We start from the raw sequence: 24,110 nt of genomic DNA on the forward strand, positions 1-24,110 counted from the left end.
GGTTGTAAGATTCATCATTTGTCTTCTCCTGGCAGAATTGATTTCAGTTCTTCACTGATCGACTGCATCACTTTAATCACTTTTTCAGCGTATCGAGGATCAGTGGCATAACCCGCATCCTGCAAAGCTCGGATGAATTGGGTAGGGGAAGCGGCCACTTTTTTCGCATCTTGATAACGTTCACCTTCGGCAATGAAGGACACAAAATCGTTAAAGCTATGCTCGAAATCACTGTAAACTCGGAAGTCAGCTTTTTGCTGAACAGCAACACCGTGCTCAAATTCTAAGGTACTGACGTTAGCCTTATCGCCTAACCAACGACGATCAGCTTTAATGTTGAATAGGTTATGACTCGGCGCACCGTTATTGCCGCGGACGATTTTTTGTCCCCAGCCAGTTTCCAGTGCTGATTGCGCCAATAATACTTCTGGTTGGGTACCTAATGTTTTTGCGGCTTTTTCAGCATGTGGATATAAGGTCGCTAAAAATTCTTCTCGACTACCAAACCTGACAATCTTTTGGGTTTCCCTAAATGCTACCGTCGGCAAAACTTGGCCGCTAATCACAGGTTCTACCACTGAAAGTGATTGTTCACTCCAGCTCGGCTTAGGCGTATCGATAGCCAGTGAACGATTAGGCGCATCAATGTCCATTGATGAATTGGCATCTTCAGCTCTATCCGGTTCAAATACAGGCCGAGCGATAGCAGCCGGCACACCATGATTTACAACTGTGGGTTCAACCACAGGAGCGGCTGAACTCTGCATAGGCACATTAAGCGCTTTATCGTCATGGAGCATTTTCATGCCACCATCGTCACGCAATACCGATGCAGGCGTGAAATGACTTGTTTCGGGAGAGAGTTGCTGCACCATCATATCGGCAAGGCCCAATACACCTTTGTCAGATAAATCGACCGATAACTGCTGATCGCGCATCTGCTCGTAAAACTGAGTGTATTGGCTATTGAGTGGACTATCAGACTGAAAAACCGCATTGGCATCGCGCATACTTTTCATCAGCATTTGCACGAAAATACCTTCAAATTGTTGGGCAACCTTTTTCAAGGCGCCCTTCTCATCTTTCTGAGCCTGGGCGCGGAGTGAATCTAGCCCGCCCAGGTCAAGAAAATGTGATGAACTTGAAAGCTTTTCCATGATTTTCCCGACAGAAATTAGATGATGATAAGTTCACCATGCAAAGCTCCTGCCACTTTTAATGCTTCAAGTATTGCTAACACATCTGAAGGGGCTGCACCGACTAAGTTAACCGCTCTAACCAGCTCATCCAGCGTAGTGCCTGGATTAAACATAAACATACGGCGGTCACTTTCTGTCGCTGTAATCGTACTATTACTCGTGACGGTTGTTTGACCATTTGCCAACGCGTTAGGCTGCGAAACCTGTGTCGCCTCCGCGATAGTTACAGTCATGCCGCCATGGGTAATCGCCGCAGGGAGTAAGCGTACGTTTTGCCCAACCACTATGGTTCCAGTACGTGAATTAACGATCACTTTGGCAGATTCCTCTGCGGGAACAACATCAAGGTTTTCAAGCGTTGCTAAAAAGGAGACCCGTTGTGATACATCACGTGGAGCAGTTACCTGAACAGACGTCGCATCTAAAGGACGCGCCATATCAGGACCTAATAGATCATTGATCGCATCGGCCATTCGCTGCGCAGTAGAGAAATCCGAACGACGTAGGTTAAACGTCAAATAATCGCCAGTTGAAAATGGGGTAGCTACACTACGCTCAACAATTGCGCCATTCGGTATACGACCTACAGTTGGCGTATTTTGAATCACCTTTGAACCATCTAAACCATCGGCACTAAAACCACTCACCACTAAACTACCTTGGGCGATCGCATACACATTACCGTCTACCCCTTTCAAAAAGGTCTGTAATAAGGTGCCACCGCGTAAGCTTTTGGCTTCGCCTAAGCTAGATACCGTCACGTCAAGATCTTGACCAGGTTTGATAAAGGCAGGCATATCCGCGTGTACGGCTACCACTGCAACGTTTTTAATTTTCGGTTTGACGTTGTCAGGAAGATTAATCCCAAAGTTTTTGAGCATAGTCATAAAGGTCTGCTCGGTATAACTGGTTTTTTCCCCCGTTCCCGGTAAACCGACCACTAAGCCATAACCAATCAACTGGTTACTACGCACACCTTGCACATTGGCAATATCTTTAATTCGTTCAGCCTGACTAGGTAGAGAAAACACTAGCATGGCAACGGCTAACACCAGTTTATATTTCATGATACGACTCCTTAGAAGGGCCACCAGTCGCTCATAAAGAACTGGCTTAACCAGCCCACTTTTTGAGCATCTGCGAAAGTGCCTGTGCCACTGTATTGGATACGGGCATTAGCCATTCGCGTTGAATCGACAGTGTTATCGGGTTTAATGTCCTGCGAGCGAACGAGACCAGTGACACGAATAAACTCATCACCATTATTGATTGAAATCCATTTTTCACCACGGATCACTAAGCTGCCGTTGTTTAGCACTTGCATCACGTTTGCCGAGATGCTGCCATCTAGACTATTGCTCTGATCCGCATCCGATTCACGCTTAGTGTTCATGCTATCTTTGTAACGCAAATCAATTGGCACTCCGCCAATGGACACATTACTACCACCTGCAAAGATGGGATCTAAGCTCATGTCTGAACCTTTTTTGATCTGATTGCCTGCACTCTTCTTAGCTTGAGTCGATTCCTTCAATACGATAGTGATAATGTCACCGACTTTGTGGGCGCGTATATCCGAATACAAGCTAGATGCTTGGCTGTCTTGATAAATAGAGCCAGTTGCGGCAATTTTTGTCGGCGGTGCCTCTGGGTATACCGGCGCGTAAAAGGGATCATCCGCAAGGGGTTTCTTTTGCGTCGAGCTACAAGCTGCAAGCAATAACGCGACGGCCAACACAAGATATCTAGCCATGATGTTTGCCTCTATAAATTCTGAGTCACATAAGACAGCATCTGATCTACCGCTGAAATCACTTTTGAGTTCATCTCGTAAATGCGCTGACTTTCGATAAGGTTCACCAGTTCCTCGGTCACGTTCACGTTAGAGGTTTCTAAGGCGCCTTGACGAATAGCACCCATACCATCTAACGAAGCGGTACCTTGAATGGGCGTGCCGCTCGCACCAGTTTCCGTATATAAGTTTTGTCCCATAGGATCTAGACCCGATGGATTAATAAAATCCGTCATAGTCAACTGACCCACGACTTGGTTCTCAGCGGTACCCGGCGTTTTTACTGAAACTTCACCCTCCGCTGAAACGGTAATACTGGTCGCATTATCAGGAATAGTGATCGCGGGTTGTAGCAAATAGCCAGAACCTGGCGTCACAATCTGACCCGTATCGTCTAAGGTAAACTGACCATTTCGAGTATAAGCAGTGGTTCCATCAGGGAGCTGGATTTCAAAAAATCCAGGACCTTCAATCATGAGATCCAGTGAGTTATCCGTCGTCAGCATGTTACCCTGAGTAAACATTTTTTGAGTGGCGACGACTTTCGTACCCGCACCTATGTTTAATCCGTTGGGTAGCTTAGTGTTAGATGCACTAACACCACCCGCTTGGTTAACTGTTTGATAGAGTAAATCTTCAAATACTGCGCGGCTTTTTTTGTAGCCCACAGTGCTAGCGTTTGCTACGTTGTTTGAAATCACTGAAATATCAGTTTGCTGTGCGTCTAAGCCAGTTTTACTAATCCATAACGCCGGATGCATAATCTATCTCCTAACTAATACGCATTAATGAAGATGAAGCGCGATCATTCTCTTCCGCGGTTTTCATCATCTTGACTTGCAATTCAAACTGGCGCTGAAGATCAATCAAAGACACCATTTCATCAACAGGGTTAACGTTACTGCCCTCTACGGCACCACTTTCAACTGCGACGAAAGGGTCAGCTGGTGCTGGTTCGCCTGACATTTGTCGAAATAATCCATCTTCACCACGCATCATCTGCGCATTGCCGGGATTAACTAACTTCAATCTCGCCACTTCTTCTATCACTTCAGCAGTCGCCCCTTGAGGGCGAACAGACACTATGCCATCCTGTGAAATTGACACTTTATCAATAGGTAATGGCAGCACTATCGGGCCAGCATCCCCCATCACGGGATTGCCTCTGTCGTTATATAACATGCCCGTCGCATCGAAACTGAGACTACCGGAACGGGTATAAGCTTCACTGCCATCTTTCGCCTGAACGGCAAACCAGCCATCGCCTTTAATGGCAACATCGAGATCCCGTCCAGTGGTTTTAATCGGACCAGAGCGAAAATTAGCTGACGGAGATTCTGTCATCGCAAACACCCTTGAAGGTAACCCTTCACCGAAGGCTTGCATCGATCTGGCCTGCGCCATATCTGATTTAAAACCATCGGTATTAGCATTGGCTAAGTTGTTCGCACGGAGTGCCAGCTCATTCATATTTTGCTTAGCGCCACTCATGGCGACATAAAGGAATTTGTCCACAGACTGCTCCGTCAAATTTTCTACATGACGATATCAAAGCAAGCATCGTGCCAATAAAAATTAATTTTAATTTACTGATAAATTTGAAGAATAAGGAAATGAAGTGAGTTGACAGCAGGATAAAGGCTAAGTGTTGCCACTGGCGGCAACACTTAGTTAAATAAAGTAATGATTAGCGGATTTGTAATACGGTTTGTTGCAGCGTGTTATTCACTTCAAGGGTACGGGAGTTCGCTTGGAAGTTACGCTGCGCCGAAATTAAATCGACCAGTTCAGTCGTTAAATCGATGTTCGATTGCTCTAACGCAGATGAACTGATGCTACCAAAAGTTCCACTATTTGCCTCACCCGCTAACGCAGGACCTGAAGCTAAACTGGCTTTCCACGACGTATTACCCACTTGCGTTAAACCTTGTTCGTTAGCAAAACGAACTAAAGCAACCCGTGCTAAAGGCACGGTTGAACCATTAGAATAACTCGCGGTCACTAAACCATCTTCGCCTATTTCAACGTTAGTTAAGCGACCTACAGTCGTACCATCTTGCGTCAACTCAGTTGCACCAAAAGGAGCAGCATATTGCGTTGGGGCATTAAACTTCACAGTCAACTCTTGAGTACCATCGGCACCTGGCCCTAAAACACCCGCACCACTGACGCCCAAAGCCTCAGTCTTGACTATAGCAGGATCGCTACCTGTGTAGACACCAACAGAATTGAACTTGAGTACAGAGCCTTTCCAACCACCAGCAGTTTGAGCTGTGCCCGTTGCATCAGGTGTACCATCGCCGGTGATATCTGTTTGATAAGTACCAGCAGGACCGGCTAGATCGACTTGCTTTCCATCAACAGCATAGTAAGCCACCCAATTGTTCTCACCATTGTACGAACCGTCTTTGGGCTTAACAAAATAAGTGGTCATAATATGTGGCTCACCGAGTGAGTCATAAATTGTCATTGAAGTAACGTTATTGTAGGTTTTTGCATCTAGAGGATCGAATGCCGCGGGGTCGAGTGCACTTTCCTTAGCATTTAAGTTCATTTGTAAAGTAACATTCTCAGTCTTTACAGGGCTACCTGCAGTGTCTGGTATTTGTACCGGCTTAGCCGTCGTTAAACTCACTGATGTTGAGTTCCCATCTTTATCCACTGGGAAAGTTTGCAAATAATTACCCGCAGAATCAACCATGTAATTATTTTTATCGACCTTAAATGCTCCAGCACGGGTAAACGAGTGGTCTAATGTACCCAGTTCAGAGGCAGTAACGAAAAAGCCACCACCTTTAATCGCCATATCAAGGGAGTTATTCGTCAACTGTAAGCTACCTTGATGGAATTGCTGTGCCACTTGACTCGTAGCAACACCACCACCGACAGCAGTTTTAGCATTTGAAAAAATAGAATTAGCGTAAACATCCGCAAATTCAGCACGGGACTCTTTAAAGCCAATGGTGTTCGCATTAGCAATGTTATTCGCCGTAGTGTTTAAATCTTTCTGCGCGGCAGAAATGCCACTCAATGCAATGTTAAACGACATAATTCACCTCTACACTTGACTCAATTCATTTATGAGCAACTTACGCCCAATTCGGATACTGCAAAAATTCTTTTATGCAAACTTAGGTTTCAGACACAGCTAACACATCGGTTAACTTGATGCCCATACCGCCTCTCAAGTTAAGAATCGCGCCAGTACTGGCCGTACCGAGAGAAACGCTGGTCACATGAGCATAGGTCGAGACTGGCAATTCTTGGGATTTCCCATCCACTAAACCACTCGCCTTGATCGTATAGTTACCTGCGGTTACAGGGTTTCCATCTTTATCGAGGCCATCCCAGTTAACATCGACATTTCCCCCCTTACTGCCATCAACTTTAAAGGTGGTCACAACTTGGCCTTTCTCATCCTCAACACGTACAGTAACTTCAGGAATTTTAGCTGGCGTGCTAATCACACCTTTTATTGTTGGGCTTTCAGCTGAAATGTTACCTGTATCAGTTGGGATCAATACCTTGCGACCAACAAGTCCTGATGCCTGTAATGCTTGGCTTGATGTCATAACACCGTTTAAATTAACGATTTCCTTATTCAACTTAGTAATACCATCAACCGTCGAGAATGATGCCATCTGCGCAATCATTTGGTCGTTGTCGACGGGCTTAAAGGGATCTTGCATCGATAACTGTTGGCTTAATAACGAGAAAAAGTCATCTTGAGTTAACTGCTGGCTTTTTGCTTCCGGTACTATTGAATCTTTTGGCAAACGTATGCCATCAAGAAACGGATTACCCGTTGAGCTGGTTGATGAATTCGTCGTAACGGCATTTGGCTGACTCTTATTTTGAGCCGTCTGCGCCGACGCTTGGTTAATTTGATTAATGAGGCTCACAGCTTACCTCCTAAGTAACACATGTTATTTACCCATCCCAAGTGTTTGTTGCAGCATAGACTTAGCTGCTTCAGCGACTTGAACATTCATTTGATATGAGCGCGAAGCAGAAATCATATCTGCCATTTCTTCCATGACATTAACATTCGGTTTATAAATAAAGCCGTCCGCATCCGCCATTGGATGATCAGGCGAGTATTCTTTCAGTAGTGGTTTATCACTTTCTACAATGCCTTTTACTGCAACGCCTTGAGAAGCTTGTTGCTGACTTTGGGCTTTAGCCATTTCGGCTTCAAAAATGGGATGACGGGAACGATAGGTCTTATCTACACTACTCGAGACGGAATCCGCGTTGGCTATGTTGCTCGCGGTGGTGTTTAGCCTGACCGATTGAGCAGACATTCCCGAGCCAGCAACATCAAATATGCTAAATAAACTCATGATTAATCCCCTCTCAACGCTTTCTTCATGCCACTAAACTTACTATCTAAAAAACCTAGCGACATTTGATATTCAAGTGCATTTTGCATGAATGCCGATTGTTCCTGTTGGATATCAACAGTATTACCATCACCGGTATCGGGTTGATTCGGCACACGGAACTTAACAAATTGCCCAGTCAACTCCGCAAGCCCAAAATGCTTATCTGGCTCTTGCATTTCAAGACTATTTCGCTGCTGCTGTTGGCCTCGAGCGGCCTGCATTGCCGCAGAAAAATCAACATCGCGGGCTTTGTAATGTGGCGTATCTGCGTTAGCGATATTGCTTGAAATGACTTCAGCCCGCTGCGCTCTAATACCGAGAGTGTATTGATGCACACCCAGTGCATTATCAAAATTGATCGCCATAAAATTGCCTCCTCGTGTTCTCACGAAAATAAAGCAATTCATGTGCCAACATCAGGAAAATTTTGAGAATAACAACAAGGATGAGCAAGTGATGGGTAAAAAATTACCGACAATTGTCGGTAATTTTCTTTAGAGCGGCTGAGTTAAGTCTTTTTCTGGTAATAAATGCCAGGGTTACAACGAACCATATCAAACTCGTCCGTTAAACCAGCGATAGATTCTGATGCACCGAGAAATAAAATCCCTTTGGGATTGAGAGCGGCAGCGAATTGCCGCAAAATTTTTGCCTTTGCCTCTGGTGCAAAATAAATAAGCACATTGCGGCAAAAGATAATGTCGAACTTGCCAAGCAGACTATAACTCTCAAGCAAATTATGCGCTCTAAAGTTCACCAACCGCTTCACATTATCCTTTAACTTCATATTGCCAGAAGGTAATGCATCAAAAAACTGACGCTTACGTTCTTCAGATAAACCACGCGCTAATGCCAAACTATCGTACTCGGCATTTTTACAGCGTTCCAACATGGAAGGAGATAAATCCGTTGCTTGAATCGAAGCACTACCAGCCAAGGCACCAGGCTTCTTCTGTTGATACTCAAGAATAGTCATAGCCAATGAGTATGGCTCTTGGCCTGACGAGCAAGCCGCAGACCAAATTTTAAGCGGACGCCCCAGACGACTGTATTCTGGTAGTAGGACATTATTCAACAACTCAAATGGATAACGATCACGGAACCAAAGGGTTTCATTGGTCGTCATAGCATCGATCACTTCAGCTCTGAGCGCACGCTCAGTAGGCTTCATCGAATGCTTAACCACATCAGATAAGGATGGCAGGTTATATTTGCCCATCAAAGGAGCAAGACGACTGCGCACAAGATATTGCTTATTTTCACCCAGTACGATGCCGCTGTGTTGCTCTAAGAACAACCTAAATTGATTATATTCAGCCTCAGCGAGTGATTTATTTGGCACATTCACATCCTAAATCCTATAGCAAGCACCAAAATCAGTGCGAAACCATCATGTTATAAAGTCGAGATTATAGCGTAAAGCGTATCTAGGTACTAACCTACAGCAATTACAAACTTAAATGCTTATTCACAGCAGCGGCCAGTTCGTCAGGATTAAACTTAGCGATAAAGTCATTAGCCCCCACTTTTTGAACCATTGCCTGATTGAATACACCACTTAACGAAGTATGCAGTACCACTTTAATATGCTTAAGCTTAGGATCATCTCGGATTTCAGCGGTCAGGGTGTAGCCATCCATTTCAGGCATCTCAATATCAGAGATGATGAGGGGGATCTCATCGGCCACATTATCCATCTCTTTGGCGATTTCTTTAAGCTTGTCTAATGCTTCGCGACCATCTTTTGCGGTATCAATTTGTAAATTCAATGACTCAAGTGAACGAATAATTTGCTTACGCGCCACGGCAGAATCATCAATAACCATAATATGGTAATGCTGAGTTCTGTCGAGGGTCAGTTTTTCATTGGCTTCTTCACTGATAGCCGTTTTAACCGGTGAAATCTCATCTAAGATTTTTTCCACATCGAGAATTTCAACTAATTCACCTTCAATTTCAGTCACAGCTGTCAGATAAGAATAACGACCAGCACCTTGCGGCGGAGGCATAATCGCTTCCCAATTCATGTTGATGATCCGCTCAACAGAACTGACCAAGAAGCCTTGAACACTGCGGTTATATTCAGAAATAATGATGAAACAGTTTTCAGTGCTCGCTAAAGGTTTTCCCCCTGTTGCCGCACTCAAATCAATCACTGAAATGGTTGTTCCACGAATATGAGCAACACCCTTCACATAAGGATTAAGTTTAGGCAAAGTGGTCAGTGGTGGACACTGCAGTACTTCTTTCACCTTAAACACGTTAATCCCAAACCGTTGACGACCGTTTAATTTAAAAAGCAGTAATTCTAAACGGTTTTGTCCAACGAGCTGGGTTCGTTTGTTGACTGAATCAAGAATACTCGACATAACTCTGCCTTGTTGTTCTGTTTATGTTCGGCCCTATAACTCAGTTGAGTATAGGCATATTAATTGCTTACGTCTTATCTATCGATAAACATAGTCGAAACTGAGTCAATCTTCTGACAGTGATGCAAATTATTATTACAGTGGTCAGCTTCGAACTTAATAAAAGTATAGGTGCATTCTGGCGTTACAAGCTAGTCTCTTCATTATGAAAGTAAATTTAGTCTGTTTTTTTAGTCTTTTCACCCTCTTCATGCCCGCTTTTGCGAGTGCAGAGCCTATTGTCCCCACCGTATCGGCAATCTCAGAATTAGCTAAAGCGCTTATTTCAGAAAAAATATCCGTTCCAGAAAATGCCAAAGTAAATATTTCGCCACAGATGGTTGACGCAAGAATGCTGCCGTCACAATGTTCGTCTCCAATGAAAGTTGAACTGGCTAGCGATAGGGAAATTAGCCGTAATAACACCTTAAAAGTCAGCTGCGATACACAAGACTTAGCTTACCCTTGGCAAATCTATATCTCGGTTCGGGTGGATATCTTATTCCCCGTTGTTGTCTCAACCGAAATCTTAGCACCAGGCGAACTCATCTCTCCTAGTCAAGTAGAAGTCCGTTACATTGAACAAAATAGCTTGAGAGGTGCCGAATTCGATGACCCGAGTAAATTGGCTGGCGTGCGAGTAAAACGACGAGTAGCAAAAGATAATCCCATATTAAGTAACAACTTATGCTTCGTTTGTAAAAATGATTCGGTATCTATCTACGTTCGTTCTGGCTCATTCGAGCTCAAAACAGTAGGCGAAGCCCTACAAGATGGCAATAAAGGTGATCGGATCAGAGTCAAAAATAGCAGTTCAAACAAAGAACTAGATGCTATAGTCACAGGCATTGGCGAAGTTGAAGTAAGAATGTAAAATAATCTAAAGCTTTTTTGTAAGCTGCCGATACCCCAGTTAAGAAATCCCGTACACACGACGCTGGAGCCTAAAATGGCAATTGATATTAGCAAACTCAACACTGCAACGACTGCGCAAGTTCGTTCAGGTGCAACGAAAACGAGCAGCGATCAATCTGCTCAAGTTGCTACAAAATCGACAACACCACAAAGAAGCGACTCTGTGGTCATTACGGCCCAGGCACAACAACTTCAAGGAGCTCAGACTAAAATGGCTAGCCTTCCTGAAGTTGATCAAAAGAAAGTAGCAGAAATCAAACAAGCTATTGCCGAAGGTCGCTATAAAATTGACCCAGAAAAGTTGGCTGCCAATATTGCAAGTTTTGAAGCCGAACTTAATGACTTAAATAAAGAGTAACTATGACTGAAATAGCTAAACTGGTAGATCTACAACACGCCCATTTGGCTGTTCTTAAGCAAATCATACTCAAGGAAAAAGGCGCTTTGGTTGACCAAAACGCCGATTTACTGCTTTCCCTTGCTAACGAAAAATCGCAATGTCTGAAAGAACTAAAGACTAATGATGATATTCTGGCAAAACACAGTGATAAATCGCTACTCACTCAGCAAGTCGAACTCGTGCATAAAATGGCCGAGATCAAAGACGCATTGACTGAATGCAAAGAATTAAACGAACAAAATGCCAGTTTAATTGAGATGAATTTAGCGAGTTTAAATCGCTTTGCTCAAGCTTTACAAGCCAGTAGAAACGCCTCCAGCCTCACCTATAACGATAAAGGCAAGACCTCGACTATCTCAAGTTTAGGCAATGATTTAAAGGCCTAACAAGCGCATCACTCCCACTTAGCATTCCCTTTTCTAAGCTCTGATTAGATCTTAATGTCTTGTACAAAAAGAAAAGCCGCGTTAATACGCGGCTCAATACATGCTGTTGAACATACATTCAATAACGCTAGAAATACGTCACTTCCTTCACTCGTTGTGGACGGTTCTGTTGTTGATAAAGCGCCCAAACCTGTGAAAAATCAAGTTCTAACTCAGTCACATAATGCTCGCCTGCTGGATAACTCTTAACGACTCGTGCGCCGCGGATCACGCCAGAAACTGACGCTTTGACATTATCGTCCGTCAACATCCAATCACTAACACTGCTGTTTGCCGTTATTTTCTGCCCATAAACTTGTTCCGCTAATTCACGATAAGCCACAATTTTTGATGCCTGCATAGCCATCAACACTCTTTGTGATTGCTCTTTAGCCGGTTGAGTCGCTAAGGGCGCATATCCTATAGCCGTTAACTTAGGAAAACTCGGCGGCGGCACATCTTCCCATTGCACATATCTATCTTTAGCAGCGCAGCCAGTTAGCATTAGCCCCGTGATAAGTAATAAAAGGTAGTGTTTCATTTTCCATCTCCTAAGACACGTACTTCATTCATGCCCGGACTCGCCTGACGATATAAGATGCCATTTTGTGACACAATTTGCTCCGAAGGCTGCATGTAGTTTGCCAACTCTTTTTGAGTCACAAAAGTTTGAGATGCCGATACCACGCGATTGTTACTAATGTTCACAATCCGAGTATTGATCGCCATACCATTGGTTACTACGCTCATAGTCGAAACGACAAGATGCTCAACAGGAAGATCTTTCGACAATTTTTGCCAATCTCGCGTCAAAATAAAATCCCCGTCAGATGTGACTCTCAAGCCATCAGCTAAGTTTAAATCCACCACATTAAACTGAAAGCTATGGAGCGACGTCATTAATCCTTGCTGTAACTGTTGCGCTAACGCATTAGTGCCATTCAAATCGCCCACTAATACTGGTGTTGCAACTACGATAGGTTGATCAGCACGCAAAGCATCATTTTGCTTAACGAGCTCAGTCACTATTCGCTGTGCTAAATGGTTGATCACTGCCGTTGGCGGCAACCCATTGCCATCCACTAAACTCGGTTTGGGCGGCGTAACAGGTTTAGCTACACATCCACCTAACATTATCAATGTTAAGGGAATAATCACACGCTTTAGCATTGGATTTACCTCATCTATGGGTGCATTGGCAGTCAAGTGACTCACTTTCTAAGCTTCAAATTTTTAATGAGTAACAAAAACCAGCAATCTTCGGACCAATATTAACCTCAGTCCGACAATATTCTTCTATTACCCAGTATATCGACTGTAACAATGGAAACTTTATCAAAAGTTCTCATACTCAGGCACGAAATTTGCTTTATTGCCATATTAGGTTAAGAGTCAGAAAACTGGCTCGATTGGTAATATCGCCATTAGCTTAGCGATAAGGATTGAATTGATGCACATACCAGGTTCAGCTTCGCTCATCATTTTGAGCCTTTTACTACTTTCTTTGCCCACCAGAGCCGAATGGATAGAAGCCAGCGGAGAAGCAACTATTATCAATGGTAATACAGCTCAAGCAAGGGAAGAAGCAATTAATCAAGCTGTTAGCTATGCGACATTAAGCACAGGTATTCAAATATCCAGCGAGCAACAAACCTCTAATGGTAACCTCACACAAAATAACTTTGCGATAAATCGCAACGCCCAAGCCATAAACATCCAACTCGTAAGTGAACAAATTCAGGGAAATAAAATATATGTATCCCTACGCCTCGATCTAAATGATGATCCAACACAACAGTGTCCTAATGGCCAATTAAAGGCCGCTATTTTAATACCTCAAACACAAATAAAAGATCGTTCTCAGCTTAGATATGGACAACTTTCAGGCTTTGAAGAGGTCATTTCAGAGGCGTTAGGGAACACTATAGAAGATTACTCTTCAACTGGCTTTAGTCACATCCATGCTAACGAGCGACTCGATATTGAACAAGACCTAGTGGATATTCGCGGTTATCGACTCCCAAGCTGGCTCAGTGAAATTACCGACAGCCAATATATTCTTCAACCGCAGATCATTGATATATCGATAGAGCCTGTACAACCCACCTTCTTAGGATTTTGGGATGAAGCTCCGCTAAGGCAATTTCAATTCAAACTCAGCCTCTATCATGGGATCAGTGGCGAAGAGGTCTGGAGCAAAAGCTACAGCACATCGGCCCCATGGGAATTTGAAGAACAGGCTATCATTGCTCCCAACAGTAATAGATTCTGGCGTTCCTCCTATGGAAAAAGTATTACTCAATTAATATTGCAAGCTACCCGAGATTTAGACAGCACACTTAATTGCAGGCCATTACTTGGCCAAGTCGTTAGCCGACAAGCAGACAGGATTATATTAAATCTAGGCCGTAAACATGGCATTCGTGTCGGTGATAAATTCCAAGTAGTATTACAACAAAACTTACCCGATAGACTCAATGAAATGCGCGCCGTCGCGACCAAAAGTCGTGCAACGGTAAAAATTGAGCAAGTAAGCGAAGAAAGCGCTACCGCAGTACTTGTAGACCAAAATGCCGCCTACAATGTGCAGATAAACGACATAGCGCTTAAGATTTAAGCAACTAAATCATAAGCCTTTTAATCAAAGATAAAACCAGTATAATCACTGTCGTCTCTTCATAGCTCAACAGGATAGAGCAGCCGCCTCCTAAGCGGCCGATCGGGGTTCGAGTCCCTGTGGAGAGACCAACAGCCTATATAAATCAATCAGTTACAAGCAAGTTTTCGTTTTATCCTACTCATATCCTACTTTATATCTTTATATCTTTTTTTTCTTCCTAAATTGAAAATAAATACTTGATTTTGTTAAAGCATTATGTTATTTGACTTTTTTATGGTTTTTTGTTATATTACTTTAAATCAAATGTCAATTTGATTATAAAAAAACAAACAAAAAAATAAGGGGTTATGATGGAAATGATGTTATTAACGAACGAAGAAGCCGCAACTTTTTTAAAAATTTCACCGAGAACGCTTACCAATTGGCGATCAGCCAGAAACGCGAGAATCCCATTTTCGAAAGTTGGTCGAGGTGTAAGATACAATCAGCAAGATCTAGTTGATTTTGTCAATTCGAACACCAAACAAATCTCATAGTCATTCAATAAAAAAGAGTCAAAAATATGAACTTTTACATTGAACAATAAAAAGCCGCTGAATAGCGGCTTTTCAGTCTATATTAAAAATCAGTATCAGTAAAAATTTAAGACTCACTAGACTTCTACATTCGCTCTATAGCATCTGAATTCATTTCATCGACAAGAACAACTGCATCATTGATTTTTTTGTTTTCCGTCTCCTTTTTCTTTTTCTTTTTATTTATAATTTTAACTTTATCAATATCATTGATTTTTTCAAACTCGAAACCACTAATATGATTTAAAGATACAAGCTGCTCAAGAGCAATTTTTAACTTTCTCTTTTTTTCTCTATTTTCCATTTTTGAATGACCCAAACGCTCTAAAAACTTATATAAATCGACATAGAAACAGCTCTGTCTTTTGAATTTTTTAGTCTGAAGATAAAGATATACAGCTTTTGCGTACTGCGTTTTTATTTTGTAATACACAGTCAAATCGATCAATTCTTCAGAAAAATCAGCAGTAGCTATTGCGCCTAATTTCCTGCTCAATTCAATTTTAATCTCTTTAGATTCAGTATCATAAAAAGTGCTTTGAAAAAGTGGAAATGACAATCTAGTTGTATATTTATCCACATCATCACATCCGTCTTTATAAAAGAATAATTCAACATGACAAAATTCTAATCGCTTTATTCTCTTTACTAATACTTTTCTCTTAGCTTCAGTTCTTGAAGCTTTTGATAGTTTCAATGCTTCAAACAATTCTTTATCAGTTAATGAAATACTAAATTTTCTATACTGTTGATATTTGCTAATTATAATAGCAAATAAAGGAAAGTCATCCGATGCATTCAACTCTAAACCGTTATAAACAACTCTTTCATTTTTAGTTCTTGAAATATCATAACTAACTAACCCTCTTGAATTTTCATCAACTTTGTAATTTGATGTCGCGAAAATTGGCGCATGTATAATTGATGATAACTGCATAGATTCTGTGCTTTTTTTTATTTTTTTCATATTAATGTTCCATAGTTATAAGTAATAGATATCACATTTAAATACGTTGTCAACAGTAGCACACAATAAATTTATAATTATTTTAAACTTTTTATTGAGCTAATAAATATAAGTAGTAGCTTGAATTATTATTTTAACAACTAGACAAGTAAAAAAGAAACACACGACAATCATGATTGATTTCATCGTAAAGATAAAGAAGGAGCACACAAATCATAAAAAAGCAGCCACGAATCATAAAAAAGTAGCCACAAAATATTGATGTAGCCCTTGTTGTGCATGGTTTTCAAAGTCTGTAACCGTTTTTAACCTTTCTAAACCTGCTTGTTAACTTATCTTGAGATTACATTATCGTTAACTAACTTTTGTATATTGATCACTATTTAATTCACTTCACTACACAAACAGGGTTTGTTTCGTTTCGTTCACTTTTTATCTGATGAAAAGCTTGATTATATTTAATTGAACTTTAACTATTAAACATCTGATTAAGTTTTTTTAAATTTAGTAGATAATCTTTGTTTTTTATCAATTTCAGCAGAAATTTCAGCATTATTTATTGCGTTAATTTGTTCTTCATTATAAACAATATTTGCATGTATAGACGCTGTTACAACTTCATCAGCAGCTTTTTCAATAATATTTGACAAACCTCCAGAACTAATTTCTTTAAACCATAATTGGAATTTATTATAAACATTTCTAATTGATTCTAGTGTTTTCTCTAAGTTAGTCATTTCTTTTCTCTGTGATTTTATTATACTTCCATTAGATTCAATTTCAATTTTTTGCCTTTCTAAAACTGTATTGATATTTTCTTCAAGTTTTTTCTGCCTAATTTCTCTTTTTATTTTTTCTTCTCGAACATAAACAGATTTATCTTTATGCTCTGCATTCGTAATCTGTTTAGATATTCCGCGCCTAAAACCCAAATGTTTGAAACTTTCTGCAACTCGGTCTTGCATAGCTACAAAATTTTGATTGAGTTTATACTTGGTCAGTTCTTCGTCATTTGAAGCTCTCAAATCATCATCACGCTTCGAATCTGCTAAAGACTGACGTATGTATGGTTGATGTGAAGAAAGTGGCTTTAAAGGCTGTCTCTTGAACTTAAAATCATAATTGAAGAACAAGCAGTGTGCATGAATGTTTCTTTTCCATTTACCACTTGCTTGATCAACGTGTCCTTCGTCCATATGTAAAGCTCCACCCATAAATTTCATGCCATGTACACTTTCTTCACCTTGGCAATGTGTTTTTAATCTTTTCTCAAGACCTTTTGCTAATTTAATTTGTATGTCCGATTGACTTAAATTAGGATATTTTAATTTAAGCTGTTTTTCTAAAAATTCAATTTGTTCTTCAGAAAAAATAACAATCATCTCAAGAGTAGCATTCATATCTTTTCTTGATTTTTTGCCAGTATCAGCTTCAAAATCAAGTTTTACTTTATTATAAACATCAATTAGATCTAAATGTTCAAAACCAGATCCAACAAAATTAATATTTAAATAAGAAAGACCTTTATTTGGATTTAATGATTTAGTATTCCCCAGTCGAAGTATATGATCTAAAAGTTCAATGGTTCCTTTATGCTTTTCAGTTTTTGTTTCAAAAACTTTATAAGATCTACCATCTTTATTCTTTAGTAAAAGTCCCTTTTCGTCTTTAGCCCATATTTTCCTTTTTTTATATAGTTCACATTGTTGATCTTTATAATATGCAGTTCTAACAGATATAAAATCACTCATTAATAACCACCTTTATTATTATATATACTTTAAACATCTCAGAAAAATATATTATTTCAATAGCGATTTAGAATAAAATTTTAACACACTAAAACTTTGTTCCAAAGGTGTGTTCTGCGAAGCTAAAATCTTGTTCTAAAAAACACAATATTGACTTGAAAAATATTTATTTCATGCAACAATTTAATTTATAGCATTTAAAAAAGAGGAAAATATGGATAACAAAAGAAAAAACAGTAATGAAGATATTTCAAGAGTCAATATCACTTATGATCCACAATATGAAAAGAACATTCACGACTGGCTATTAAAACAGCGTTTCTTAAATAAACATAAGGACAATAGTAGTAAGGGGGAAGGGAAATCTAAAGGTACAGGTAATGGATTTAGGAAATAAAATCGACCAAGCAAAAAGTCTTATAGACCATTTTTATTCTATTCATAGTGAGCAACTTAATCATCATGATTCTAATATTAATTTTGATCTAATTTACTTTATACATTTTTATCATATAATTCTGATGAAAAAGATAAAAAATATTTTCAACTTATCAGATGAACAGTTTGAAAAATTACAACTAAATCCAGCATTTCAAAATAACATTATAAAATACATCGATGCTGTAGTTATTAAACTAGCAAATAAAGCATTAGATCAACGTCTATACTACCCTCGCAGAAAAACATCCAGAAAACCTTGAACCATATACATGTATTTCAGCTGTAAAATTATATCCTCATAGATCTACCAATAATTTTATTATTCAACTGATTATAGTTTGAGTCAGTGAGTATTGAATTTTCATTTGGGTCAATCCCTTGCTCTTGTAGCTTATTTATATAATAAGGCACTTTCTCTTGCCCATAACAACGATTAAAGCGGTCAATCACTGTATCTGATGAGAAACACTGATCCACATCGTTATCAAAGATATCCACCAAACCGAACTTATCACACAAAGTACCAGCGTCATATGCAGCTAAAGCAGAGATCCCATAGTGCTGCTGTAAAAAGTGATAAAAATCTTCCTCTAATATAAAACGCTGTTCATCAGATTCATTGACTTCATGTGCAGTCTCTAGCAGTTCAAACAACCCCACTTGACTAAATCGCTTCACCAAATAACTATCTAATGCTTTACTAGCAGTGGTATTCACATACTCAGCAATAAAAAGGGTCTTAACTGACGGCTCAAAGTCATTAGTTTGAATAGAAAGTCTGAAAGCATCTGAATCAAATTGCTCAACCAGTGTAGCTTGATATTCTCGCCCTTTAACGACAATGTAGTCAGCGGCAAGTTTCCCCTTAGTACAAGCAATGCTCAAAAAGTCTTTATTCGAATCTGTCTTCTGACGCTTCAACCAAGCATGAATGTATTTCGCTGACGCTTTATCTAACACGCCAGGCAAGTTAAATCGCTTCATCAACTGCTGGGATGATGATTCTGCGATCACTTCCTCAAAAGCGTATTGAGTTGAGCCAAAGGTGTGGCCGAATTTACGAGCTAAACGACTTTGATGACCAGTTGAGTGACTCATTTCATGCGCCAAAACTCCAGTATAAGCTAACAGACAATGTTCACCTGTAAAGCGAGCCTCATCGACCATAGAAATTTCATCTCTCTCAATATTGTAGTAACAGGATTTCGGATGAGATATAAGCGGCACACCCATCTGGATTAATGCACCTTGTAACAACGCCTTTGCCGCGAGGATTCTCGGTTTAAACAGCTTCTCTCTTTCATCGTCAGTACGGCAGGCTTTCAACTCGGCCAATAACGCTGTTTCTCTGAAGTCCTTAACCCACTTTTTATATAGGTCATTATCATCCAAACCTGCGTCAAATTGAGAAGCATGGTATAGCTCAAATAACCTCAGTACCTTTTGATCTCGGTAATGCTCCTGTTCTGAATCCGCCAGAGTCATATATCGTTTATAGCTGAGCCATTTTTTCGGGTCATCGCTTTGCAAACTGTCATTCACGTAAAGCTCAACCACCTTTTGACCAATGCATAAAGGCGTTTCTGGCTCAACCAAGCCCAGTTCATCTAGATTGTGCTTATTAAGGAAAATCGGTGTTTCTAGCCCCATTTCCTGCTGAAGCATCGACAACAACATAGCATTATTACCTGTATAAAGTTGACCCGTTTTCGCATTTTTAGGGTTCCCGTAAATCACATGTTCACTCCACGGCAGCTTAAACTGATACTCTGTATCAGTGCTTTCAAATGCTTCAATATATTTGCGATACATCGTTTCAACTTGTTCAAGCACCGTTAAGGATTTTGGCGCTATCGATTCGTTAGCTATAGTAGATAGTCGCTGCTGTACTGATTTAAAATCATTTTCACTCAATACTGTTCTATCCAAGCAGGCGTGCATGTAAAGGCTGGTAAAGCCGTTGTCTTTAATAAAACTGTCAAACTTTTTTCTGGTTATTATATCAGCAGGCGTTTTTCCTCGATTAATATAGAAGTCTAACTGCTTAATAGATTTAACCAGCCTGTTTAGTGATACAAACTTTTCCTTAATTTTTTCTACTATTTCAACATTATAATTTTTCATATGACACCTCCAAAATAAAAGTGCCAATCTAAAACTTAAATAAAATTCACTTTAAATAATAAAATATGCACTACACTTACATCGTTACATAAGAAAAATTAATTTCAACCTTTACGACAAATTAAAATAAATTAAAAATAATTATTTTAATTTATCACATACTTAATATTAATTATCACAAAAACGTAAAAAACGGAAGGTTACAAACACTTATTCGCTTGATATGATAATTACAGATAAACAATAACAATAAGGAGAAAGATATACGCGCTACAAATTATGCATTTCAAACCGTAAAAATAAATAATTAAAAACATCAAAGGAGATACACATGTATATAGATCAAAACTTAATCAGAGAAGTACTAATTCAAACTGAATACCTTACAAAAAACAACATGGAACAGTTCATCAAAGATGAGCAGCACTTTATCGATATCGAACATTATCAAAATCCTAAAGGCGATTCGAGATGGAAGTTGACACTCACATCTGGTGATATGTATATTTTTGCCATTGTAAGCGATGATGGAAGCTTTATTATAGAAGGCTGGACTCAGTCAATGAACGAACCCGTCGTTGAAGTGGGAAATAATCAAGAGTTAGGCGACTATTTAGTACAGCTCAGTAAGGAATAGTTCGTGAAAATAATACTTTAGAAAAGTGTATTTCAACCACCTTCTTAAAAAGAGCCGTAACAATACGGCTCTTTATTTTTCTTGTGTATATCATGGTACTTTAAGCTCTATATTCCTCGCATGGCAACCGCATGAGTACTTACTTTTTTAACTCTAAGTTTTACCCGCAAGTAAAAAGAACAAGTAACCATCCTAGCCATGAAGATTTAATGAACTATGGTAGCTCGTTAAACGCTCTAATTCCGTTCAAGAAACGTTCGCGATCTTGCCCTGATATGCCTCTGTATTAAAAAATCACATTACGCTTAAAATTTTCAGCTTGTTCAAAAATCTCTTTATACACCTCATCACGGTCAATTGGTGGGTAGCCCCACTCATCAAGAAGGATGATTAAGTCAAAATGTAATTCAGCCCTAATATCATCTCGCTTATTCCAGTCAGTGTATTTAGCTTTATCATCAATAACTTTTTTTACTTCTTTAGCTAGACCAGTCAATTTTTCTTCGGGATAATTGAAGTCGTATTTATGCGCCAGTGATATTAAAATGTCATAGAATGCTTTTTCTTCAAAATCTATTCCCATTTCGCCAAACGAAGCCATTTCAGCACGTAGTTCATTGTAAAGGTTGATAATTTCATCTGAAAAATCATTGATTACTTCCGAGCGAAGTACATTCTTTTCGTCACGCTCATTGTACTTTTCAACCAACATATTCATTTTCTTGGTGAAATCGACACCTTTCACTTTATTGGTCTTTTTAAACTCACCAATCGCCTTAGCAAGCATTTGCTGAAGCAGTTGAAGTTTCGTATTGGGCTGCTTCACCATCTCCAGCTTGGCAAGATAATCATCATCGAATATATCAATCTCGCCACCGTCTTTCTCACCCAGCTTAAAGATCTCTTCGACTCCATCACTGATCAGAGCATCTTTGACCAAATCCCTTACTCTGCGGTTCATTTGCTCTACATCTGGCGCACCGCCAGTGGTGATTTTAAATACTATGGTTCGAACAGCTAGATAGTAATGAATCTTGTCTTTATGGGCTTGGGTCAGCTCACTGCTTCCCACACAAATGTCATAAGCCGATTTAAGACGCTTAGTCAGATCCATAAACGTCTTTTCAAACTTCTTGGTTCTGAGTGCAAAATCAGCCGAGGCATTCAAGCAATGTAACTGCTCTAGGGGAGTGCCATTGAAGTATGGCTTTGAATCGAACTTATGGAATAACCCACCCAACAGACTTAGGTGATCTTTAACGATAATGACCGACTGTTTAATGTCTTCTAGGTTCTGATCTTGCCCTGCTGTGTATTGGGAAAGAGCAAGGTTCATCTGTTTTTTTATGCCGATGTAATCGACTACCAGACCATTCTCTTTACCTTCAAATTTACGGTTTACTCTCGAAATGGTTTGAATCAGATTATGCTTTTGCAAAGGCTTATCAATGTAGATGGTATCGAGGAACGGCACATCAAAGCCCGTTAACCACATATCGACCACAATTGCGATTTTGAAGTTCGATTTGCCATTTTTAAACTGACGATCCAGCTCTTTACGATACTCTTTACTACCGAGCTTATTCCACAACTCTTTATCATCATCTTTGTCACGAGTCATAATCATCTTGACCCGTTCCATCGGCTTCACTTTCTTCTTATCGCTTTCTGATAGGGTTGCACCGTCCTCACAGACTTTTACTTCATCCCACTTAGGGCGAAGCTCAAGCAGCTCTTTATAGAACTGATAAGCGATTTCACGACTACTACAAACGAACATTGCTTTGCCTTTTTGAGTCGTGCCTTCTTCAACCCGACTTTCATAATGTTCAACAAAATCTTTTGCTATAGCTTTAATACGGTCAGGGTCTCCAAGTATGGTAGACATACTCGCCATTGCAGTTTTGCTTTTATCGATTTGATATTCGTTCGCCCCAGCCTCTTCACAGGCTTTATAGTACTTTTCAACTTCATCAAGTTGACGTCCATCGAGCAAAACCTTTGCCGCTCGACCTTCATATATGATACGAACAGTTATTTCATCATAAACCGATTCAGTCATTGTGTAGCTATCAACTATTGCGCCAAATACATCAAGCGTTGCGTCAATGGGTGTACCTGTAAAGCCAACATAAGTCGCGTTGGGTAAAGAGTCGTGCAAATACTTAGCAAAGCCGTAAGTTTTCTTCACCCCGTCTTCGGTAACGGTAATTTTTTGCTCTAGATTTATCTGGCTACGGTGCGCTTCATCCGAAATACAAATGACATTGGTTCGCTCGGTGAGAATATCTAAATCTTCAGTAAACTTATGAATGGTGGTGAGGAATACACCGCCACTTTTACGCCCTTTCAGGTGTTCACGTAGTTCAGCACGGCTTTCTACACTGATAATATTCTGATCACCCACGTAGCCTTTCGCATTGGTGAATTGGCCTGATAGCTGATCATCAAGATCGGTACGGTCAGTGATGAGAATAATGGTTGGGCTACCTAATTCGACATCTTTCATCAGTAGGCGAGATAAAAACAACATTGTGTAGCTCTTACCACAACCAGTCGCACCGAAATACGTACCACCCTTACCGTCACGAAGAGGGTCACCACTCACCAGCTTACCGTGCTCATCAAAGCACTTCATATGCTGTTTGATATTGGCGAAAAGCTTGGTTGCTGCGTAATACTGAGGGTAACGACAAACAATCTTTTCTTGTTTGCTTGAAGTATCAGGAAAGTAGATAAAGTGACGTATCACATCAGTGAGTCGTTTTTTGTTAAACAAACCGCTGATCATAGTAAACAATGAATCAATACCGTCTTTGTCTAGCTTCTCTTCACCCGTAATTTTACGCCAAGAGTAAAAGAACTCGTATGGGGCAAAGTAAGACCCCATTTTGTTATTCACACCATCACTAATCACGCACAAGGCGTTGTATTTAAATAGCTCAGGAATGTCTCGGTCATAACGAGTGGTAAGCTGCTTATACGCATCATAAATGGTCGCTTCTTCACGAATTGCGCTCTTAAACTCAAACACTACCAATGGCAAACCATTGATGTACAAGATGCCGTCAGGGATACGCTGCTCATAGCCTTGTACCTCCATTTGGTTAACGATTCGGTAGCAGTTGTTATCGAGATCAACATAGTCGATAAGCTGAATGTATAAATCTTTCTGGCTTGCGTCTTCACGCTTGAGCAAAAAACCATCAGAGACAAACTTCATGATGGCTTTGTTGGTATCGTAGAGATCCGAGGCTAGAAGGTACTCAAGCTTATGGATGACTTGTTCTATTTCATAGGTGGTAATAGCTTCCACTTGGTAGCGTTTCACTAGAAATTCACGAAGATCGGACTTAATCAGCACATCTTCAGGTGCTCGCTCAATCGCCTCACCATGAGTGTGTGGATAGCCTTCTTTCCCTAGCAGTTCAATAATGGCTTGTTCTAGCCGTTCTTCTGTGAATTTCATTG

25 protein-coding genes and 1 tRNA gene are annotated in these 24,110 nt (G+C 40.2%); 9 read left to right on the forward strand and 17 right to left on the reverse strand.

The genetic code is table 11. The annotated features are described in order from the left end of the window. Positions 1 to 14 precede the first annotated feature (14 nt). From flgJ to L5M40_RS14275, 11 genes are all read right to left on the reverse strand, one after another. Entirely contained in the window at positions 15 to 1,157 is a 1,143-nt protein-coding gene (flgJ, locus tag L5M40_RS14225) for a flagellar assembly peptidoglycan hydrolase FlgJ (RefSeq protein WP_263176613.1), read from the reverse strand. A 17-nt stretch (positions 1,158 to 1,174) separates the two neighbouring features. Next, complete coding sequence (locus L5M40_RS14230) at positions 1,175 to 2,266, reverse strand: flagellar basal body P-ring protein FlgI (protein WP_028761203.1); 1,092 nt, start codon at positions 2,264 to 2,266, stop codon at positions 1,175 to 1,177. 11 nt (positions 2,267 to 2,277) lie between these two features. Further along, entirely contained in the window at positions 2,278 to 2,952 is a 675-nt protein-coding gene (gene flgH, locus L5M40_RS14235) for a flagellar basal body L-ring protein FlgH (RefSeq protein ID WP_028761204.1), read from the reverse strand. Between the two features lie 11 nt (positions 2,953 to 2,963). After that, positions 2,964 to 3,752 carry a flagellar basal-body rod protein FlgG gene (gene flgG / locus L5M40_RS14240; RefSeq protein WP_028761205.1) on the reverse strand — a complete coding sequence of 263 codons (789 nt, stop codon included), beginning with the start codon at positions 3,750 to 3,752 and terminating at the stop codon, positions 2,964 to 2,966. A gap of 10 nt (positions 3,753 to 3,762) precedes the next feature. Further along, on the reverse strand, positions 3,763 to 4,506 hold the full coding sequence (gene flgF, locus L5M40_RS14245) for a flagellar basal-body rod protein FlgF (protein ID WP_105251930.1): 744 nt from the start codon (positions 4,504 to 4,506) through the stop codon (positions 3,763 to 3,765). 172 nt (positions 4,507 to 4,678) lie between these two features. Next, positions 4,679 to 6,040, reverse strand: coding sequence for a flagellar hook protein FlgE (flgE, locus tag L5M40_RS14250; protein ID WP_263176612.1), 1,362 nt, complete (start codon positions 6,038 to 6,040; stop codon positions 4,679 to 4,681). 82 nt (positions 6,041 to 6,122) lie between these two features. Then, the gene (gene flgD, locus L5M40_RS14255) at positions 6,123 to 6,893 is read right to left on the reverse strand and encodes a flagellar hook assembly protein FlgD (protein ID WP_168824475.1); all 771 of its coding nucleotides are present in this window, start codon (positions 6,891 to 6,893) and stop codon (positions 6,123 to 6,125) included. A gap of 24 nt (positions 6,894 to 6,917) precedes the next feature. Next, positions 6,918 to 7,334 (reverse strand): flagellar basal body rod protein FlgC, encoded by a 417-nt coding sequence (gene flgC, locus L5M40_RS14260; RefSeq protein WP_006085646.1) that lies wholly within the window; start codon positions 7,332 to 7,334, stop codon positions 6,918 to 6,920. Positions 7,335 to 7,336: 2 nt separating this feature from the next. Beyond that, complete coding sequence (gene flgB / locus L5M40_RS14265; RefSeq protein WP_113939454.1) at positions 7,337 to 7,741, reverse strand: flagellar basal body rod protein FlgB; 405 nt, start codon at positions 7,739 to 7,741, stop codon at positions 7,337 to 7,339. Positions 7,742 to 7,884: 143 nt separating this feature from the next. Next, positions 7,885 to 8,724, reverse strand: coding sequence for a CheR family methyltransferase (locus L5M40_RS14270; RefSeq protein ID WP_168824478.1), 840 nt, complete (start codon positions 8,722 to 8,724; stop codon positions 7,885 to 7,887). A gap of 100 nt (positions 8,725 to 8,824) precedes the next feature. Beyond that, positions 8,825 to 9,745 carry a chemotaxis protein CheV gene (locus tag L5M40_RS14275; protein WP_028761211.1) on the reverse strand — a complete coding sequence of 307 codons (921 nt, stop codon included), beginning with the start codon at positions 9,743 to 9,745 and terminating at the stop codon, positions 8,825 to 8,827. 205 nt (positions 9,746 to 9,950) lie between these two features. On the opposite strand from L5M40_RS14275, the gene flgA reads away from it, so the two are divergent. The 3 genes from flgA (at position 9,951) to L5M40_RS14290 (ending at position 11,485) form a co-directional block, all read left to right on the forward strand. Next, positions 9,951 to 10,658 carry a flagellar basal body P-ring formation chaperone FlgA gene (gene flgA / locus L5M40_RS14280; protein ID WP_028761212.1) on the forward strand — a complete coding sequence of 236 codons (708 nt, stop codon included), beginning with the start codon at positions 9,951 to 9,953 and terminating at the stop codon, positions 10,656 to 10,658. Between the two features lie 75 nt (positions 10,659 to 10,733). Then, positions 10,734 to 11,057, forward strand: a complete 324-nt coding sequence (gene flgM / locus L5M40_RS14285) for a flagellar biosynthesis anti-sigma factor FlgM (RefSeq protein WP_107948432.1) — start codon at positions 10,734 to 10,736, stop codon at positions 11,055 to 11,057. Between the two features lie 2 nt (positions 11,058 to 11,059). Next, entirely contained in the window at positions 11,060 to 11,485 is a 426-nt protein-coding gene (locus L5M40_RS14290) for a flagella synthesis protein FlgN (RefSeq protein ID WP_131523073.1), read from the forward strand. 127 nt (positions 11,486 to 11,612) lie between these two features. On the opposite strand, the gene L5M40_RS14295 is transcribed toward L5M40_RS14290, so the two are convergent. Together L5M40_RS14295 and L5M40_RS14300 are read right to left on the reverse strand one after the other, a co-directional pair. After that, positions 11,613 to 12,065, reverse strand: a complete 453-nt coding sequence (locus L5M40_RS14295; protein ID WP_198572634.1) for an LPP20 family lipoprotein — start codon at positions 12,063 to 12,065, stop codon at positions 11,613 to 11,615. Next, positions 12,062 to 12,694: a FlgO family outer membrane protein gene (locus L5M40_RS14300; protein ID WP_219250979.1), complete on the reverse strand. Its 633-nt coding sequence runs from the start codon at positions 12,692 to 12,694 to the stop codon at positions 12,062 to 12,064. Before L5M40_RS14300 ends, L5M40_RS14295 begins: the two co-directional genes overlap by 4 nt. A gap of 280 nt (positions 12,695 to 12,974) precedes the next feature. Here L5M40_RS14300 and L5M40_RS14305 point away from each other — a divergent pair, with 280 nt between their 5' ends. The 3 genes from L5M40_RS14305 (at position 12,975) to L5M40_RS22620 (ending at position 14,680) form a co-directional block, all read left to right on the forward strand. Continuing rightward, positions 12,975 to 14,141 carry a flagellar assembly protein FlgT gene (locus tag L5M40_RS14305; RefSeq protein ID WP_131523072.1) on the forward strand — a complete coding sequence of 389 codons (1,167 nt, stop codon included), beginning with the start codon at positions 12,975 to 12,977 and terminating at the stop codon, positions 14,139 to 14,141. Between the two features lie 55 nt (positions 14,142 to 14,196). Continuing rightward, a tRNA-Arg gene (locus L5M40_RS14310) sits at positions 14,197 to 14,272 on the forward strand. A gap of 231 nt (positions 14,273 to 14,503) precedes the next feature. Continuing rightward, a complete protein-coding gene (locus L5M40_RS22620; RefSeq protein WP_376711952.1) occupies positions 14,504 to 14,680 on the forward strand; it encodes a helix-turn-helix domain-containing protein in 177 nt (58 codons plus the stop codon). A gap of 124 nt (positions 14,681 to 14,804) precedes the next feature. Here the strand turns inward: L5M40_RS22620 and L5M40_RS14315 are convergent, their stop codons facing one another. Together L5M40_RS14315 and L5M40_RS14320 are read right to left on the reverse strand one after the other, a co-directional pair. Further along, positions 14,805 to 15,686 (reverse strand): hypothetical protein, encoded by an 882-nt coding sequence (locus L5M40_RS14315; protein ID WP_263256806.1) that lies wholly within the window; start codon positions 15,684 to 15,686, stop codon positions 14,805 to 14,807. Positions 15,687 to 16,174: 488 nt separating this feature from the next. Further along, positions 16,175 to 17,437: a hypothetical protein gene (locus L5M40_RS14320; protein WP_263256808.1), complete on the reverse strand. Its 1,263-nt coding sequence runs from the start codon at positions 17,435 to 17,437 to the stop codon at positions 16,175 to 16,177. Between the two features lie 214 nt (positions 17,438 to 17,651). On the opposite strand from L5M40_RS14320, the gene L5M40_RS14325 reads away from it, so the two are divergent. Continuing rightward, entirely contained in the window at positions 17,652 to 17,834 is a 183-nt protein-coding gene (locus L5M40_RS14325) for a hypothetical protein (protein WP_263256809.1), read from the forward strand. Further along, positions 17,818 to 18,138 (forward strand): hypothetical protein, encoded by a 321-nt coding sequence (locus L5M40_RS14330; protein ID WP_263256811.1) that lies wholly within the window; start codon positions 17,818 to 17,820, stop codon positions 18,136 to 18,138. The genes L5M40_RS14325 and L5M40_RS14330 overlap by 17 nt, the downstream gene beginning before the upstream one ends. A gap of 28 nt (positions 18,139 to 18,166) precedes the next feature. Here the strand turns inward: L5M40_RS14330 and L5M40_RS14335 are convergent, their stop codons facing one another. Continuing rightward, positions 18,167 to 20,002 (reverse strand): zincin-like metallopeptidase domain-containing protein, encoded by a 1,836-nt coding sequence (locus tag L5M40_RS14335; protein WP_263256813.1) that lies wholly within the window; start codon positions 20,000 to 20,002, stop codon positions 18,167 to 18,169. A 331-nt stretch (positions 20,003 to 20,333) separates the two neighbouring features. Here L5M40_RS14335 and L5M40_RS14340 point away from each other — a divergent pair, with 331 nt between their 5' ends. Next, positions 20,334 to 20,639, forward strand: a complete 306-nt coding sequence (locus L5M40_RS14340; RefSeq protein WP_263256814.1) for a hypothetical protein — start codon at positions 20,334 to 20,336, stop codon at positions 20,637 to 20,639. A 286-nt stretch (positions 20,640 to 20,925) separates the two neighbouring features. Here the strand turns inward: L5M40_RS14340 and L5M40_RS14345 are convergent, their stop codons facing one another. Then, positions 20,926 to 24,108 (reverse strand): type I restriction endonuclease subunit R, encoded by a 3,183-nt coding sequence (locus tag L5M40_RS14345; RefSeq protein WP_263256815.1) that lies wholly within the window; start codon positions 24,106 to 24,108, stop codon positions 20,926 to 20,928. Between the last annotated feature and the right edge of the window lie 2 nt (positions 24,109 to 24,110).

Source organism: Shewanella sp. SM68 (assembly GCF_025653925.1).
GTDB lineage: Bacteria > Pseudomonadota > Gammaproteobacteria > Enterobacterales > Shewanellaceae > Shewanella > Shewanella oncorhynchi.